The organism is Pseudomonas sp. MWU15-20650 (assembly GCF_023242475.1).
Classification (GTDB): domain Bacteria; phylum Pseudomonadota; class Gammaproteobacteria; order Pseudomonadales; family Pseudomonadaceae; genus Aquipseudomonas.
In genome coordinates this window covers 168,343-181,378 of sequence record NZ_JALJFG010000004.1, presented here as the reverse complement: position 1 = coordinate 181,378, position 13,036 = coordinate 168,343, and the positions used below count along the sequence as shown (strand labels likewise).

Genomic DNA, 13,036 nt, shown 5'->3' with positions numbered 1-13,036 from the left:
AACCGAAACGGCTTTTCGGCCAAGTTTTTCGGTTTATTTGCTGACCGTTAGTCTTATTGCAATATTGATCCCTGAGCGCCGGGTAGGACGATTGCCTTGAAACCCGTCACATTCGCCACCACTTCTACAGCTATCATGGTTTTTTCCTGCAACCTGCGATGATTATTCGCGGGTTGCTGAGCTATTTCGTCCCTGGCGGTGTCAAGTCTGGGGTGACTTCACGAGGTACGTTATGTCGGATTTCCAGCTCGTCACCCGCTTCGAACCCGCCGGCGATCAACCGGAAGCCATTCGCCAGATGGTCGAAGGCATCGAAGCCGGCCTGGCGCACCAGACGCTCCTGGGGGTGACCGGTTCAGGCAAGACCTTCAGCATCGCCAACGTGATCGCGCAGATCAACCGACCCACCCTGGTGCTGGCGCCGAACAAGACCCTGGCGGCGCAGTTGTATGGCGAGTTCAAGGCGTTCTTCCCGAACAACGCGGTGGAATACTTCGTTTCTTACTACGACTACTACCAGCCCGAAGCCTATGTGCCGTCCTCCGATACCTTTATCGAGAAGGATGCGTCGATCAACGACCACATCGAGCAGATGCGGCTGTCGGCGACCAAGGCGTTGCTGGAGCGCAAGGACGCGATCATCGTCACCACGGTGTCGTGCATCTACGGCCTGGGCAGCCCGGAAACCTATTTGAAGATGGTGCTGCACGTTGACCGCGGCGACAAGCTCGACCAGCGCGAACTGCTGCGTCGCCTGACGAGTTTGCAGTACACCCGTAACGACATGGATTTCGCCCGTGCGACGTTCCGTGTGCGCGGTGATGTGATCGACATCTACCCGGCGGAATCCGACCTGGAGGCGATCCGCATCGAGCTGTTCGACGACGAAGTCGAAAGCCTTTCGGCCTTCGACCCGTTGACCGGCGAGGTCATTCGCAAACTGCCGCGCTTCACGTTCTACCCGAAAAGCCATTACGTGACACCGCGTGAAACCCTGATGGGCGCTGTCGAGGGTATCAAGGTCGAGCTGGCCGAGCGCCTGGAATACCTGCGTTCCAACAACAAACTGGTGGAGGCCCAGCGCCTGGAGCAGCGCACCCGTTTCGACCTGGAGATGATCCTGGAACTGGGTTACTGCAACGGCATCGAAAACTACTCGCGCTACCTCTCGGGCCGTGAGTCCGGGGCGCCGCCGCCGACCCTCTACGATTACCTGCCGCCGGATGCCTTGCTGGTGATCGACGAATCCCACGTCAGTGTGCCGCAGGTGGGTGCGATGTATAAGGGCGACCGTTCCCGTAAAGAGACGCTGGTGGAGTATGGCTTTCGCCTGCCGTCGGCGCTGGACAACCGGCCGATGCGGTTTGATGAGTGGGAAGCCATCAGCCCGCAGACGATCTTCGTGTCTGCCACGCCAGGCAACTATGAGGCCGAGCATGCCGGGCGCGTGATCGAGCAGTTGGTGCGTCCGACGGGGCTGGTAGACCCGCAAATCGAAATTCGCCCGGCACTGACCCAGGTCGATGACCTGCTCTCGGAAATCACCAAGCGCGTAGCCCTGGAAGAGCGAGTGCTGGTCACCACGCTGACCAAGCGCATGTCCGAAGACTTGACCGACTACTTGGCCGACCACGGCGTTCGTGTGCGGTACTTGCACTCGGATATCGACACCGTGGAACGCGTGGAGATTATTCGCGACTTGCGCCTGGGCACCTTCGATGTGCTGGTGGGGATCAACCTGCTGCGCGAAGGCCTGGACATGCCGGAGGTGTCGCTGGTGGCGATTCTGGATGCGGACAAGGAGGGCTTCCTGCGCTCCGAGCGCTCGCTGATCCAGACCATTGGCCGTGCGGCGCGTAACCTCAATGGCCGGGCGATCCTGTATGCAGACCGCATCACCGGCTCCATGGAGCGCGCGATCGGCGAGACCGAGCGCCGGCGCGACAAGCAGATCGCGTTCAACCTGGCCAATGGCATCACGCCCAAGGGCGTGTTCAAGGACGTCGCCGACATCATGGAAGGCGCCACCGTGCCCGGTTCGCGCAGCAAGAAGCGCAAGGGCATGGCCAAGGCCGCCGAGGAAAGCGCCAAGTACGAAAACGAATTGCGTTCGCCGAGTGAGATCACCAAGCGTATCCGGCAGTTGGAAGAGAAGATGTACCAGCTGGCGCGGGACCTGGAGTTCGAAGCGGCAGCGCAGACCCGGGATGAGATTGGCAAGTTGCGTGAGCGCCTGCTGGCGGTTTGATCTGCGGTGACTCCAGCGGTCTCGTCGGGGGCAAGCTTCTCCCACACTTTGATTTGTGAACACGGCCAAATGTGGGAGGGGGCTTGCCCCAATGCCAGTCAGTTAAGCGCTAGAACGAGCAACCGGTAACCTGTGGCGAGCGGGCTTGTCCCGCGTTGGGCGCGTAGCGCCCCCAAAGAAGGACGAATGCGGTGTACCCGATACCCCGCAGAGACAGCTTTTGGGGCCGCTACGCAGCCCAACGCGGGACAAGCCCGCTCGCCACAATAAGCCCGCTCGCCACAGTGATAGTGTTCCTTCTTAACTGACAGGCATTAGCAGGGCTTGCCCCCGATGGCCGCGCCTCGGTTTTCCAGAAATCACCCAGGCTGTTACCATTCGCCCCTTGTTTCAATTTTCAGTTTTATCGCCCATTCGAGACCTGCCATGACCACCGTCCGCACGCGCATCGCGCCATCGCCTACTGGGGATCCCCACGTCGGTACTGCTTACATTGCCTTGTTCAACTACTGCTTTGCCAAGCAGCATGGCGGTGAATTCATCCTGCGGATCGAGGACACCGATCAACTGCGTTCGACCCGTGAGTCGGAACAGCAGATTTTCGATGCCTTGCGCTGGTTGGGGATTACCTGGGCCGAAGGCCCGGACGTGGGTGGCCCGCACGGCCCGTATCGTCAGAGCGAGCGCAGCGACATCTACAAGCAGTACACCCAGCAGTTGGTCGACATGGGCCATGCCTTCCCCTGCTTCTGCACCGCTGAAGAGCTGGACCAGATGCGTGCTGAACAGCAAGCACGGGGCGAAACCCCGCGTTACGATGGCCGCGCGCTGCTGTTGTCCAAGGAAGAAGTGGCCCGACGTCTGGCCGCAGGCGAACCCCATGTCATCCGCATGAAGGTGCCGAGCGAAGGCGTGTGCGTGGTGCCGGACATGCTGCGCGGTGACGTCGAGATCCCGTGGGACCGCATGGACATGCAAGTGCTGATGAAGACCGACGGCCTGCCGACGTACTTCCTGGCCAACGTGGTGGACGATCACCTGATGGGCATCACCCACGTGTTGCGGGGTGAAGAATGGCTGCCGTCGGCGCCGAAGCTGATCCTGCTTTATGAGTACTTCGGTTGGGAGCAGCCGCAGTTGTGCTATATGCCGCTGCTGCGTAACCCCGACAAGAGCAAGCTGTCCAAGCGCAAGAACCCGACTTCGGTGACCTTCTACGAGCGCATGGGCTTCATGCCCGAGGCGATGCTCAACTACCTGGGCCGCATGGGCTGGTCGATGCCGGATGAGCGCGAGAAGTTCTCCCTGCAGGAAATGGTCGACAACTTCGACCTGTCCCGCGTCTCCCTCGGTGGGCCGATCTTCGACATCGAAAAACTGTCGTGGCTCAACGGCCAGTGGTTGCGTGACTTGCCGGTGCAAGAGTTCGCCAGCCGTGTGCAGCAGTGGGCGTTGAACCCGGAATACATGATGAAGATTGCACCATTGGTGCAGGGCAGGGTGGAGACGTTCAGCCAGGTCGCTCCGCTGGCCAGCTTCTTCTTTGCCGGTGGCGTGAATCCGGATGCCAAGTTGTTTGAATCCAAGAAGCTCTCGGGCGATCAGGTTCGTCAACTGATGCAGTTGATTCTGTGGAAGCTCGAAAGCCTGCGCCAGTGGGAGAAGGATGCCATCACTGCGACGATCCAGGCGGTAGTCGAGTCCCTCGAGCTGAAACTGCGCGATGCCATGCCGCTGATGTTTGCCGCGATCACCGGGCATGCCAGTTCGGTGTCGGTACTCGATGCGATGGAAATTCTGGGGCCGGACCTGACACGTTTCCGTTTGCGCCAAGCCCTTGATTTGCTTGGTGGTGTTTCGAAGAAAGAAAACAAAGAGTGGGAAAAGCTGCTGGGTGCTATCGCCTGAGTAAGCTGTTGTTACGTTAAAACCCCGGCTTTCCGGGGTTTTAACGGTAAGTGATTGTTATCCCGGCAAAAAATTTTGAAAATTGTTGAAAATAAATTTGACAGCCTTTCAAACCGCCATTAAGATTCGCCCCGTCCTCACCGATGAGGGGCTATAGCTCAGCTGGGAGAGCGCTTGCATGGCATGCAAGAGGTCAACGGTTCGATCCCGTTTAGCTCCACCAATTTACAGGTTCAAGGTCTGGCCACACCGTCCTTGAATTGATCAGGTCTCAGCTCTGATCCGTTGTATAGAAGGTTTTGTCCCCTTCGTCTAGTGGCCTAGGACACCGCCCTTTCACGGCGGTAACAGGGGTTCGAGTCCCCTAGGGGACGCCAGTTTCAACAAGCAGTTCGAAAGGTCTGCTGCGTCGCGAGACGAAAAATCTGGGGCTATAGCTCAGCTGGGAGAGCGCTTGCATGGCATGCAAGAGGTCAACGGTTCGATCCCGTTTAGCTCCACCAATTTACAGGTTCAAGGTTTTGGCCACTCCATCCTTGAATCAGATCAGTCTCAGCCTGATCAGTGTATAGAAGGTTTGTGTCCCCTTCGTCTAGTGGCCTAGGACACCGCCCTTTCACGGCGGTAACAGGGGTTCGAGTCCCCTAGGGGACGCCACGATTACCCGCTCTGCGGGATTTTTAAGGGTCATTCAATTATTGAATGGCCCTTTTGTTTGTCTGGCGTTTGGCCAATCTCTCCTTGATTCCCTTCTGTTGTTCTGACCAGTGGTCATGCCTGTCGCTTGCGAAATATTATTATGATAATAATATTCACCTCATGAGAGACGGAGGCAACGATGAGCGATAAAAAAGCGCAAACCCGCGAACGCATTTTGCAGGCCGCCAGTGCGGCGCTGATCCAGCGTGGGCCGGCTGAGCCCAGCGTTGGGGAAGTCATGGGCGCGGCGGGGCTGACCGTTGGTGGGTTCTATGCGCATTTTGAAAGCAAGGACGCGCTGATGTTGGAGGCCTTCACCCAATTGCTGGCCAAGCGTCGTGCGTCCATTGATGACATGGACCCGCAACTGACAGGTGAAGAGCGCAGAGGTCTGGTGGCGGCGTTTTATTTGTCGCGCAAACACCGCGACTCAACCGTCCAAGCCTGTCCAATCCCTGCGACGGTTGGCGAAATGAGCCGCTTGCCGGATGAGTTTCGTCAGGCGCTCAACGAGCATATCGAGTTGATGGCTGCCCAGTTGGCTGCCTGCCCCGAGGACGCCGACAAGGTCCTGGCTGACATGGCTTTGATGATCGGTGGCCTGGCATTGTCGCGTGCCCTTGGGCCGGGCGAATTGTCGGACCGTGTGTTACGCGCAGCCAAGTCGGCGGTGCGCTGAGAGGGAGATTGCAGGATGGGCGCATTAACCTGGATTCGTGGTTTCAATGGCACCGTTGGCCGTCTGGCGCCGCAAGCAGTGGCGAACAAGATGCGTCGTACCTTCATGACGCCCCGAGACCTGCCGCCGCGTGATTGGGAGCTGCCGCTGTTGGCGCAATCGGAGCGCATCACCTTGCGTTTCGGCTTGTCGGCGCTGCGCTGGGGGCAGGGGCCGGCAGTGCTGCTGATGCACGGCTGGGAAGGGCGCCCCACGCAGTTTGCCAGCCTGATTACGGCGTTGGTGCGCGAGGGTTACTCGGTCATCGCCCTCGACGGGCCGGCTCACGGGCATTCGCCGGGGCGTGAGGCGCATGTGTTGTTGTTCGCCCGCGCGATGCTCGAAGCGGCCGCCGAGTTGCCGCCGTTGCACGCGGTGGTGGGCCATTCCATGGGCGGTGCCAGTGCGATGTTGGCGGTACAACTGGGGTTACGTACCGAGGCCTTGGTGAGCATTGCTGCGCCTTCACGTTTTCTGGATGTGCTGCGCGGTTTTGCCGGCATGGTCGGTTTGCCTGCGCGTGCGCGGGCGGCGTTTATCCAGGAGGTCGAACTGACCCTCGGGATGCCCCTCAAGCATATGGACGTTGCTCATTACCAGATGAACATTCCAGGGCTGATCGTGCACGCCGAAGACGACACCTTCGTCCCGGTCAAAGCTTCCCAGGCGATCCACGACGCCTGGTTCGACAGCCGCCTGCTGCGCCTGGAGCAAGGTGGTCACCAGAAAGTGTTAGCCGATCCACGGGTGATCGAAGGTGTACTCAGCCTGTTGGCCGGCCGTCATTTACAGGAGCGGCAAACCGCCTGATACACTGCCCCGCCGACATTAATCGACTGGAGCTAGGCATGGGCTGGGATTTGGCAACGCCGTTTATCATTGATCTGCAGGTCGCTCCTGATGATATCGACGGCCTGGGGCACGCCAATAACGCGGTGTACGTGTCCTGGCTGGAACGATGCGCCTGGCGTCACTCCCAGCGCCTGGGGTTGGACCTCACCGAGTATCGTCGCCTCGACCGTGCCATGGCTGTGGTGCGCCATGAGATCGACTACCTGGCGGCAGGTTATGAGGGTGACGAGTTGCAACTGGCCACCTGGATCGTTGATTGGGACCAGCGCCTGAGAATGACCCGTCGTTTTCAATTGGTACGCCCTCGCGACGGTGCAACCCTGCTGCGCGCGCAGACCACCTTTGTGTGCATCGAGCTGTCCACCGGCAAGCCCAAGCGTATGCCCGCCGAGTTTATTGAAGGTTATGGCCCCGCCCTGACAGGGGGTTAACGGTTGCGGCAGGAAACCCAGTAAACTGCGCCACGATTTTTGTTGAGTGTTTTCCATGCAAATTGCTTTGGCGCCCATGGAGGGGTTGGTCGACAACATCCTGCGGGACGTGTTGACCCGCGTGGGCGGTATTGACTGGTGCGTGACCGAGTTCATCCGCGTCAACGACCGCCTGCTCACCCCTGCTTATTTCCACAAGCTCGCTCCGGAATTGCTGCACGGTGCCCACACCGCAGCGGGTGTGCCATTGCGTGTGCAACTGCTGGGCTCCGACCCGGTGTGCCTGGCGGAGAACGCCGCCTTGGCCTGCGAGCTGGGTTCGCAAGTGATTGACCTCAACTTTGGTTGCCCGGCCAAAACCGTTAATAAGTCCCGTGGCGGTGCGGTATTGCTCAAGGAGCCGGAGCTGCTCAACCAGATCGTCGAGCACGTGCGCCGTGCCGTGCCTGCCCATATCCCGGTGACCGCCAAGATGCGCCTGGGCTTCGACAGTCCGGATGGCGCGTTGGTGTGTGCCACGGCGCTGGCAGAAGGGGGCGCGGCGCATATCGTGGTGCATGCGCGTACCAAGGCTGACGGCTATAAGCCACCGGCCCACTGGGAGTGGATCCCGCGGGTGCAGGACGTGGTCAAGGTGCCGGTGTTTGCCAATGGCGATATCTGGAGTGTTGACGACTGGAAGCGGTGCCGCGAAGTCAGCGGCGCCGAAGACATCATGCTGGGGCGCGGTCTGGTGGCGCGGCCCGACCTGGCGCGACAGATTGCGGCGGCGAAGGCCGGGGAGGAGGTCGTGGAAATGACGTGGGCGCAGATGCAGCCCATGCTCCACGAATTCTGGCGCCAATCGGTGGCGCAACTGACGGAGAAGCAGGCGCCTGGCCGCTTGAAGCAGTGGCTGGCGATGTTGACGCGCAATTATCCTGAAGCGGTAGAGCTGTTCACCGCGATGCGTCGTGAAACCGACCTGGAGCAGGTCAGTCGCCTGCTGGGAATGACTCATCCGGTTGCTGCTTGAAATCAATCTATTGAAATACATGTTTTTATGTTTCACCTGAAAGGGCGCCCATTGCAGGCGCCCTTTTTTACGCGCGCGGATTAGCACAAATACACGGCAAGCAGGTCTGTGAATATTATCTGTGAGTGACATTCCCATAGTTTATTAACGCGTATGACCACCCGCGAGTACCAAACAAGGCTTGAATCAAGGCGTTTACGAAAATATCCATAAGGCAACGTCTGATAATGCACCTTGGTTTCCTTATGTGAGCGGTGATATCGGGAACTCAATAGGTTAACTCTCCACGAAGGTAAGGGCTGTGAAGCAACGCTGTTGTTTCCGGCGAATTACACTATCGCTGTATTGAGTAAGGAACTTGAGTATGTCCCTGTCGATTAATCATCCGCGCCTGTTAAAAAATGAGGCTGCCGGTTTGGATCAGCGTACTGTTTCTCCCGCGACAACCCGCTTGAACTCGAACGTCCCGCCCTTTGGGACAACTATCCCCAAGGTACCCAATGCACCGGGCTTGGATAATAAGATGCTGACTGCAGATACTGCGCTCAGCCAAGTGTTTGGCAGGCTTGAGTTGATCTTCAACGCCATACGTGAACGTTTATCCGGCCAACCCCTGCGCGTCACATCAAGCCTCAGCTAGACCCATTAAAAGTACCGCCAGATGCGCGCGAGCAAACGGTGGTGCCGGATGAAAGCAAACCAGTCCTGCCGCCGGCGCCCAAGCCGGGCGCCGATGTCAGCGTCAAGCATCGGCCAACTTTGCGGTCTTGAATCTTCTGCGGTGTCTCAGTGGTTTATTACAGTATTCATTTCTTCGGTTGGCATCAGCTGAAGAGTTACCTGCACACGGGGTGATATATGTCGGATTTTAAAATTAATAATATTGCACGCATCATTGATGTCAGGCCGGTGATAGCCGGTGATGCCACACGTGCAAGTAATGATCGCGGCTTTTCCTCGGAGCCGGTTTCCGAAGATGTTAAAAAGGTGTCCTATGCACTGCCCTATGCGGGGGAGGGGGAACGTGCAGGCGTGAGTGAACACACGGAAAGTCTCAACGCGTTGCTGGCGATGTTGACGTCCTTTTTTACCAAGCTTCTCAATCTTGTATCTGATCATAAAGAAAAGTTTGTGCCGGAGACTGTTCCGACGCCACCGCCGGTTATTCCGCAGGTCGTGCCCGAGCCGTTGCCACCGACGCCAGATGTCGCTACGAATATCCCTGGCCTTTCGAATAAGCGAAACGGTGCAAGACCGGACAATATCTGGAGTGGATTTCGCCAGGGCCCCGATGGCAATTGTGTGACGGTGTCGGCTATCAAGGCTGCGATGTATCGCTTTGGCCAAAGCCCTACGGATATTTTCAAGAGCGTAACCAAAGTCAACGGCGGCTATAAGGTTGTGATGCGTGATGATTTTCAGCTCTCCCTGACGGATCGCGAACTGAGCGAAGGTGCGCGCGGCGCGCAATTTTTTGGACCGGACAAGGGCATGCTCAAGGATGCGCAATTTCTCTTTGCTGTCAGTGCCAAGCGTGCACAGATGGAAAATAACGATCGTACGGCGGGTCGAAGTTTTCAGGCCGCGATACGTAGCTTGAACGATGGGGAAGATGAGCGTGGGCCCGGGGAGGGGTTCCTGCGGTTGGGGTTGAAGCGTCATATGAAGACGGTTTCTGTACGCGACCTCGCCCGTGGGCAAGTGGGCATGTGCAATCGCACGGGGCATTCGGTGGCGGTCATTAACGGTCGTGAAGAGTTGTGGGGGCGCCGGGGCGCGGTACCTACCAGAGGTCAGGCCGTAGCGCTGATCTGACCCGCCTTGAAACCAGCGTGGCGCCTATAGCAGCAAGCGTCTGAACCCCTCGATCGGCAGTGGCCGGCTGTGCAAATAACCCTGGAACAAATGGCAGCCCAGCTTTTGCAGGAACGCCAGTTGCTCCGGGGTTTCCACGCCTTCGGCGATCACTTCCAGGTTCAAGCTGCGCGCCATGGCCACAATGGCGCGGATGATCTCTGCATCGTTAGGGTCGTGAGTTGCATCACGTACGAAGGACTGGTCGATTTTCAGCGCATCCACCGGCAGGCGCTTGAGGTAGGTCAGGGAGGAGTAACCGGTGCCGAAGTCATCCATCGCGAAGCTCACGCCGAGTTTTTTCAGGCGACGCATCTTCACCACGGTGTCGTCCAGGTTCTGGATCACGATGCCTTCGGTGATTTCGAGTTTCAACAGGCTGTAGGGCAACTGGTGCTGCTTGAGGCTGTGCTCCACCCGTTCAACAAAGTCGTTTTGGCGAAACTGGCGAGGGCTGATATTGACGCACAGGCTGAAATTGAGGGGGTCTACCAGACCTTCGGCAATCAACTTCGCAAATGCGCCGCAGGCTTCATCGAGAATCCAGGTGCCGACTTCCAGGATCAGGCCGCTGTCTTCCAACACCTTGATAAATTCAGCCGGCGACTGCGCACCCAACTGGGGATGTTGCCAGCGCACCAGTGCCTCGGCCCCGACAATCTTATTGCCGCGCGCGTCGACCTGGGGTTGGTAATGCACGCTGAACTCGCCGCGTGACAAGGCCAGGCGCAGATCGGTTTCCATCCGTAGCCGCTCGCTGGCGGTCTTCTGCATGCTGTTGTGGAACATTTGCGTTGTGTTGCGCCCCGAATCCTTGGCGCGGTACAGGGCGATGTCGGCGCGCTTGAGCAGGTCGGCCGGCGTGGTGCCGTGGTCGGGAATCAGCGCCACGCCGATGCTGGGCGTGACCTGCAAGCGGTGGCCGTCGAGGAACATCGGTTCCGAGAGCAACTCGCGCAGCGTATCGGCCAGCTCCTGCACCTGGTGGCTGACGTCCTGGCGCGTGCCCTCCAGGCCGCTGAGCAGCACCACAAATTCATCCCCGCCCAGGCGTGCCACGGTGTCCTCCATGCGCACGCTGGCTTCCAGGCGTGCCGTGACGATTTTCAGCACGGTGTCGCCCACTGGGTGACCGAGGGAGTCGTTAATGTGCTTGAAGTGGTCAAGGTCGAGGAACAGCAGGGCACCGCGCAGGTTGTGGCGCTTGAGCAGGGCGATCTGCTGGCTCAGGCGGTCCATCAGCAGCGCTCGGTTGGGCAGGTTGGTGAGGGGGTCGTGATAGGCCAGGTGGCGGATCTGCGCCTGGGCGTTTTTCAGCAGGCTGACGTCCCGCGCGGTCAGTAACAGGCAAGGGGTTTCATTCAGGGTGATGGGCTCGACCGAGACCTCCACTGCCAACAGGACGCCATTTTTATTGTGCCAGAGCATTTCAAGGTGATGAATGCGGCCCTTGATCTGCAGTTCAGCCAACAGGGCGGCCCGCTGGTTCTCATCGGCCCATATGCCGATCTGGTACAGGGTGAGGCCAATGGCTTCTTCGGCTCGATAACCGGTCAGGCGGCAAAATCCGTCATTGACCTCGACATAGCGACCGGTGTCGCGTTCGGTGATGGAAATGGCGTCGGGGCTGGAATGGAACGCCTTGGCGAACTTCTCTTCACTGGCTTTGAGCGCGGCTTCCGAGCGCTGTTGCTGGGTGATATCCCTGAGTGTGGTGACGATGCATGGCTGCTCACTGACTTTGATCAACCGGCTGGAAATCATGCAGGTCAGGCTCTGGCCGTCCTTGTGATGCACCACGATGGCCACATTGCTCAGCGACTGTTCGCGGATGACCCGCTCGATACGTTGCAGGCGCTTGCTGGAGTCGTCCCACAGGCCGATCTGCTCGGCACTTCTGTCGAGCACCTCGGCGGCTGTCCAGCCAAAGGTCTGGGTGAACGCCGGGTTGATCTCGATAAATACGCCACTGTCCAGGCACGTGACGCAGATAGGGTCGGGGCTGGCCTGGAACAGGCTGGCGAATTTTTCTTCGGACGCGCTCAGGCGTTGCTCGCGCTCAACCTGGTCGGTGATATCAAGCAAGGTGCCCGCCATGCGCAAGGGTTTGCCTGCTTCGTCGCGATAGAGGCGTGCACGGCTTTCCAGGTAGCGTGGGCTGCCGTCCTCCAGCAGTACGCGGTAGGTCAGCTGATAGTTACCGTCCGGACCTTCGCGCAGGCTGCGGTAGGCGTTGCGCATGCCCTCGCGATCCTCATCGGACATGCCTTCAAAAAATGCATCGAACGACTCATGGAACGGTAAGGGTTCCAGCCCGTGCAGTTGAGCGGCACGCGCTGAACCGTAGAGCATGCCGCTGGGGATGTGCCAGTCCCAAGTGCCCAATTGCGCCGAATCCAGAGCCAGATCCAGGCGCTCCTGGCTGTCCTTGAGCGCTTGCTCTGCGTTTTTGCGTTCGGTGGTGTCGAGGAAGGTGCTGATCAAATAAGCCTCGCCTTCCAGCTCAACCTTCTGGGCGCTGAGCGTGCCGTCGTGGATCTGCCCGTTGCTGGCGCAGAACTCTACTTCCATGGTGATGGGTTCGCCTTGACGCTGAGTGGCCTTGACCAGCAGCGCCCGCTGCTCCGGGTAGCGCCACAGGCCCAGTTCCAGGGTGGTGCGACCAATCACATCGGTCACTGGCCAGCCGAACAGCATCTCGAAATGCCGGTTGGCTTCGCTGATCCGACCATCGGCCTGGCGCGTCAGCAACACCATGTTCGGGCACAAGTGGAAGAGCGTGGCGAAGCGCTTTTCCGAGTGACTGAGGGCGTGTTCGCGCTCGCGCTGGTGGGTGATCTCGCGGATGACCCCGATCATTCGGCGGCGGCCGTTTTTGTCTGGGGCCAGGCTGCCGCTGATTTCCAGCCAGTGCAGGCTGCCATCGGGCCACTGGATGCGGTGATGCATGGCCTGCTCGAGTGGGGCGCCGGCCAGGACGGCATGAAAAGCCCGCACAACGCGGGCGCTGTCCTGCGGTGCCAGCAGGTCAAGGTAATCGAGGTCCTTGGGCATCGGGTGGTGAGGGTCAAAGCCAAAGAGTGCTTGGGTGCCCCGTGACCAACTTATCCGCCCGGTGTCGATTTCCCAGCACCAGGCGCCCAGGCGGGCGGCATTGAGTGCCGCCAGCAGTTGCGGGGCGCTTTCCCAGCTTTGTTCCGCCTCTTGAGGGTCCAGGGCGTAAATGCGGGGCAGGGGTGGCACGGAGTCAACGGGGTTGCGCATTATCAAAGGGCCTTGGCTCGATGGGAAACAGCGCGGTTTTGCTTACA

The 13,036-nt window shown here is 59.2% G+C and carries 9 protein-coding genes and 4 tRNA genes; 12 read left to right on the top strand and 1 reads right to left on the bottom strand.

Annotated elements, in window-relative coordinates:
- The first annotated feature begins 232 nt into the window (after positions 1-232).
- The 12 genes from uvrB to M5B43_RS06005 all read left to right on the top strand — a co-directional run bounded on the left by uvrB (position 233) and on the right by M5B43_RS06005 (position 9,686).
- The gene (gene uvrB, locus M5B43_RS06060; RefSeq protein ID WP_248749229.1) at positions 233-2,248 is read left to right on the top strand and encodes an excinuclease ABC subunit UvrB; all 2,016 of its coding nucleotides are present in this window, start codon (positions 233-235) and stop codon (positions 2,246-2,248) included.
- Between the two features lie 426 nt (positions 2,249-2,674).
- On the top strand, positions 2,675-4,156 hold the full coding sequence (gltX, locus tag M5B43_RS06055; RefSeq protein ID WP_248749228.1) for a glutamate--tRNA ligase: 1,482 nt from the start codon (positions 2,675-2,677) through the stop codon (positions 4,154-4,156).
- 147 nt (positions 4,157-4,303) lie between these two features.
- Positions 4,304-4,379: transfer RNA gene (locus tag M5B43_RS06050), tRNA-Ala, on the top strand.
- A 78-nt stretch (positions 4,380-4,457) separates the two neighbouring features.
- A tRNA-Glu gene (locus tag M5B43_RS06045) sits at positions 4,458-4,533 on the top strand.
- A 50-nt stretch (positions 4,534-4,583) separates the two neighbouring features.
- A tRNA-Ala gene (locus M5B43_RS06040) sits at positions 4,584-4,659 on the top strand.
- A gap of 78 nt (positions 4,660-4,737) precedes the next feature.
- A tRNA-Glu gene (locus M5B43_RS06035) sits at positions 4,738-4,813 on the top strand.
- Between the two features lie 181 nt (positions 4,814-4,994).
- Positions 4,995-5,534 (top strand): TetR/AcrR family transcriptional regulator, encoded by a 540-nt coding sequence (locus M5B43_RS06030; RefSeq protein ID WP_248749227.1) that lies wholly within the window; start codon positions 4,995-4,997, stop codon positions 5,532-5,534.
- 15 nt (positions 5,535-5,549) lie between these two features.
- Complete coding sequence (locus M5B43_RS06025) at positions 5,550-6,383, top strand: alpha/beta fold hydrolase (RefSeq protein ID WP_248749226.1); 834 nt, start codon at positions 5,550-5,552, stop codon at positions 6,381-6,383.
- Between the two features lie 38 nt (positions 6,384-6,421).
- Positions 6,422-6,856: a thioesterase family protein gene (locus M5B43_RS06020; protein ID WP_248749225.1), complete on the top strand. Its 435-nt coding sequence runs from the start codon at positions 6,422-6,424 to the stop codon at positions 6,854-6,856.
- A gap of 55 nt (positions 6,857-6,911) precedes the next feature.
- Complete coding sequence (locus M5B43_RS06015; RefSeq protein WP_248749224.1) at positions 6,912-7,871, top strand: tRNA-dihydrouridine synthase; 960 nt, start codon at positions 6,912-6,914, stop codon at positions 7,869-7,871.
- A 364-nt stretch (positions 7,872-8,235) separates the two neighbouring features.
- A complete protein-coding gene (locus tag M5B43_RS06010) occupies positions 8,236-8,511 on the top strand; it encodes a hypothetical protein (protein ID WP_248749223.1) in 276 nt (91 codons plus the stop codon).
- 218 nt (positions 8,512-8,729) lie between these two features.
- The gene (locus M5B43_RS06005; protein WP_248749222.1) at positions 8,730-9,686 is read left to right on the top strand and encodes a hypothetical protein; all 957 of its coding nucleotides are present in this window, start codon (positions 8,730-8,732) and stop codon (positions 9,684-9,686) included.
- A gap of 24 nt (positions 9,687-9,710) precedes the next feature.
- Here the strand turns inward: M5B43_RS06005 and M5B43_RS06000 are convergent, their stop codons facing one another.
- Entirely contained in the window at positions 9,711-12,989 is a 3,279-nt protein-coding gene (locus tag M5B43_RS06000) for an EAL domain-containing protein (protein WP_248749221.1), read from the bottom strand.
- Positions 12,990-13,036: the final 47 nt, after the last annotated feature.

Coding starts and splice junctions, on each gene's coding strand:
- uvrB (WP_248749229.1), top strand. CDS start 233: ATGTCGGATTTCCAGCTCGTCACCCGCTTCGAACCCGCCGGCGATCAA.
- gltX (WP_248749228.1), top strand. CDS start 2,675: ATGACCACCGTCCGCACGCGCATCGCGCCATCGCCTACTGGGGATCCC.
- M5B43_RS06030 (WP_248749227.1), top strand. CDS start 4,995: ATGAGCGATAAAAAAGCGCAAACCCGCGAACGCATTTTGCAGGCCGCC.
- M5B43_RS06025 (WP_248749226.1), top strand. CDS start 5,550: ATGGGCGCATTAACCTGGATTCGTGGTTTCAATGGCACCGTTGGCCGT.
- M5B43_RS06020 (WP_248749225.1), top strand. CDS start 6,422: ATGGGCTGGGATTTGGCAACGCCGTTTATCATTGATCTGCAGGTCGCT.
- M5B43_RS06015 (WP_248749224.1), top strand. CDS start 6,912: ATGCAAATTGCTTTGGCGCCCATGGAGGGGTTGGTCGACAACATCCTG.
- M5B43_RS06010 (WP_248749223.1), top strand. CDS start 8,236: ATGTCCCTGTCGATTAATCATCCGCGCCTGTTAAAAAATGAGGCTGCC.
- M5B43_RS06005 (WP_248749222.1), top strand. CDS start 8,730: ATGTCGGATTTTAAAATTAATAATATTGCACGCATCATTGATGTCAGG.
- M5B43_RS06000 (WP_248749221.1), bottom strand. CDS start 12,989: ATGCGCAACCCCGTTGACTCCGTGCCACCCCTGCCCCGCATTTACGCC.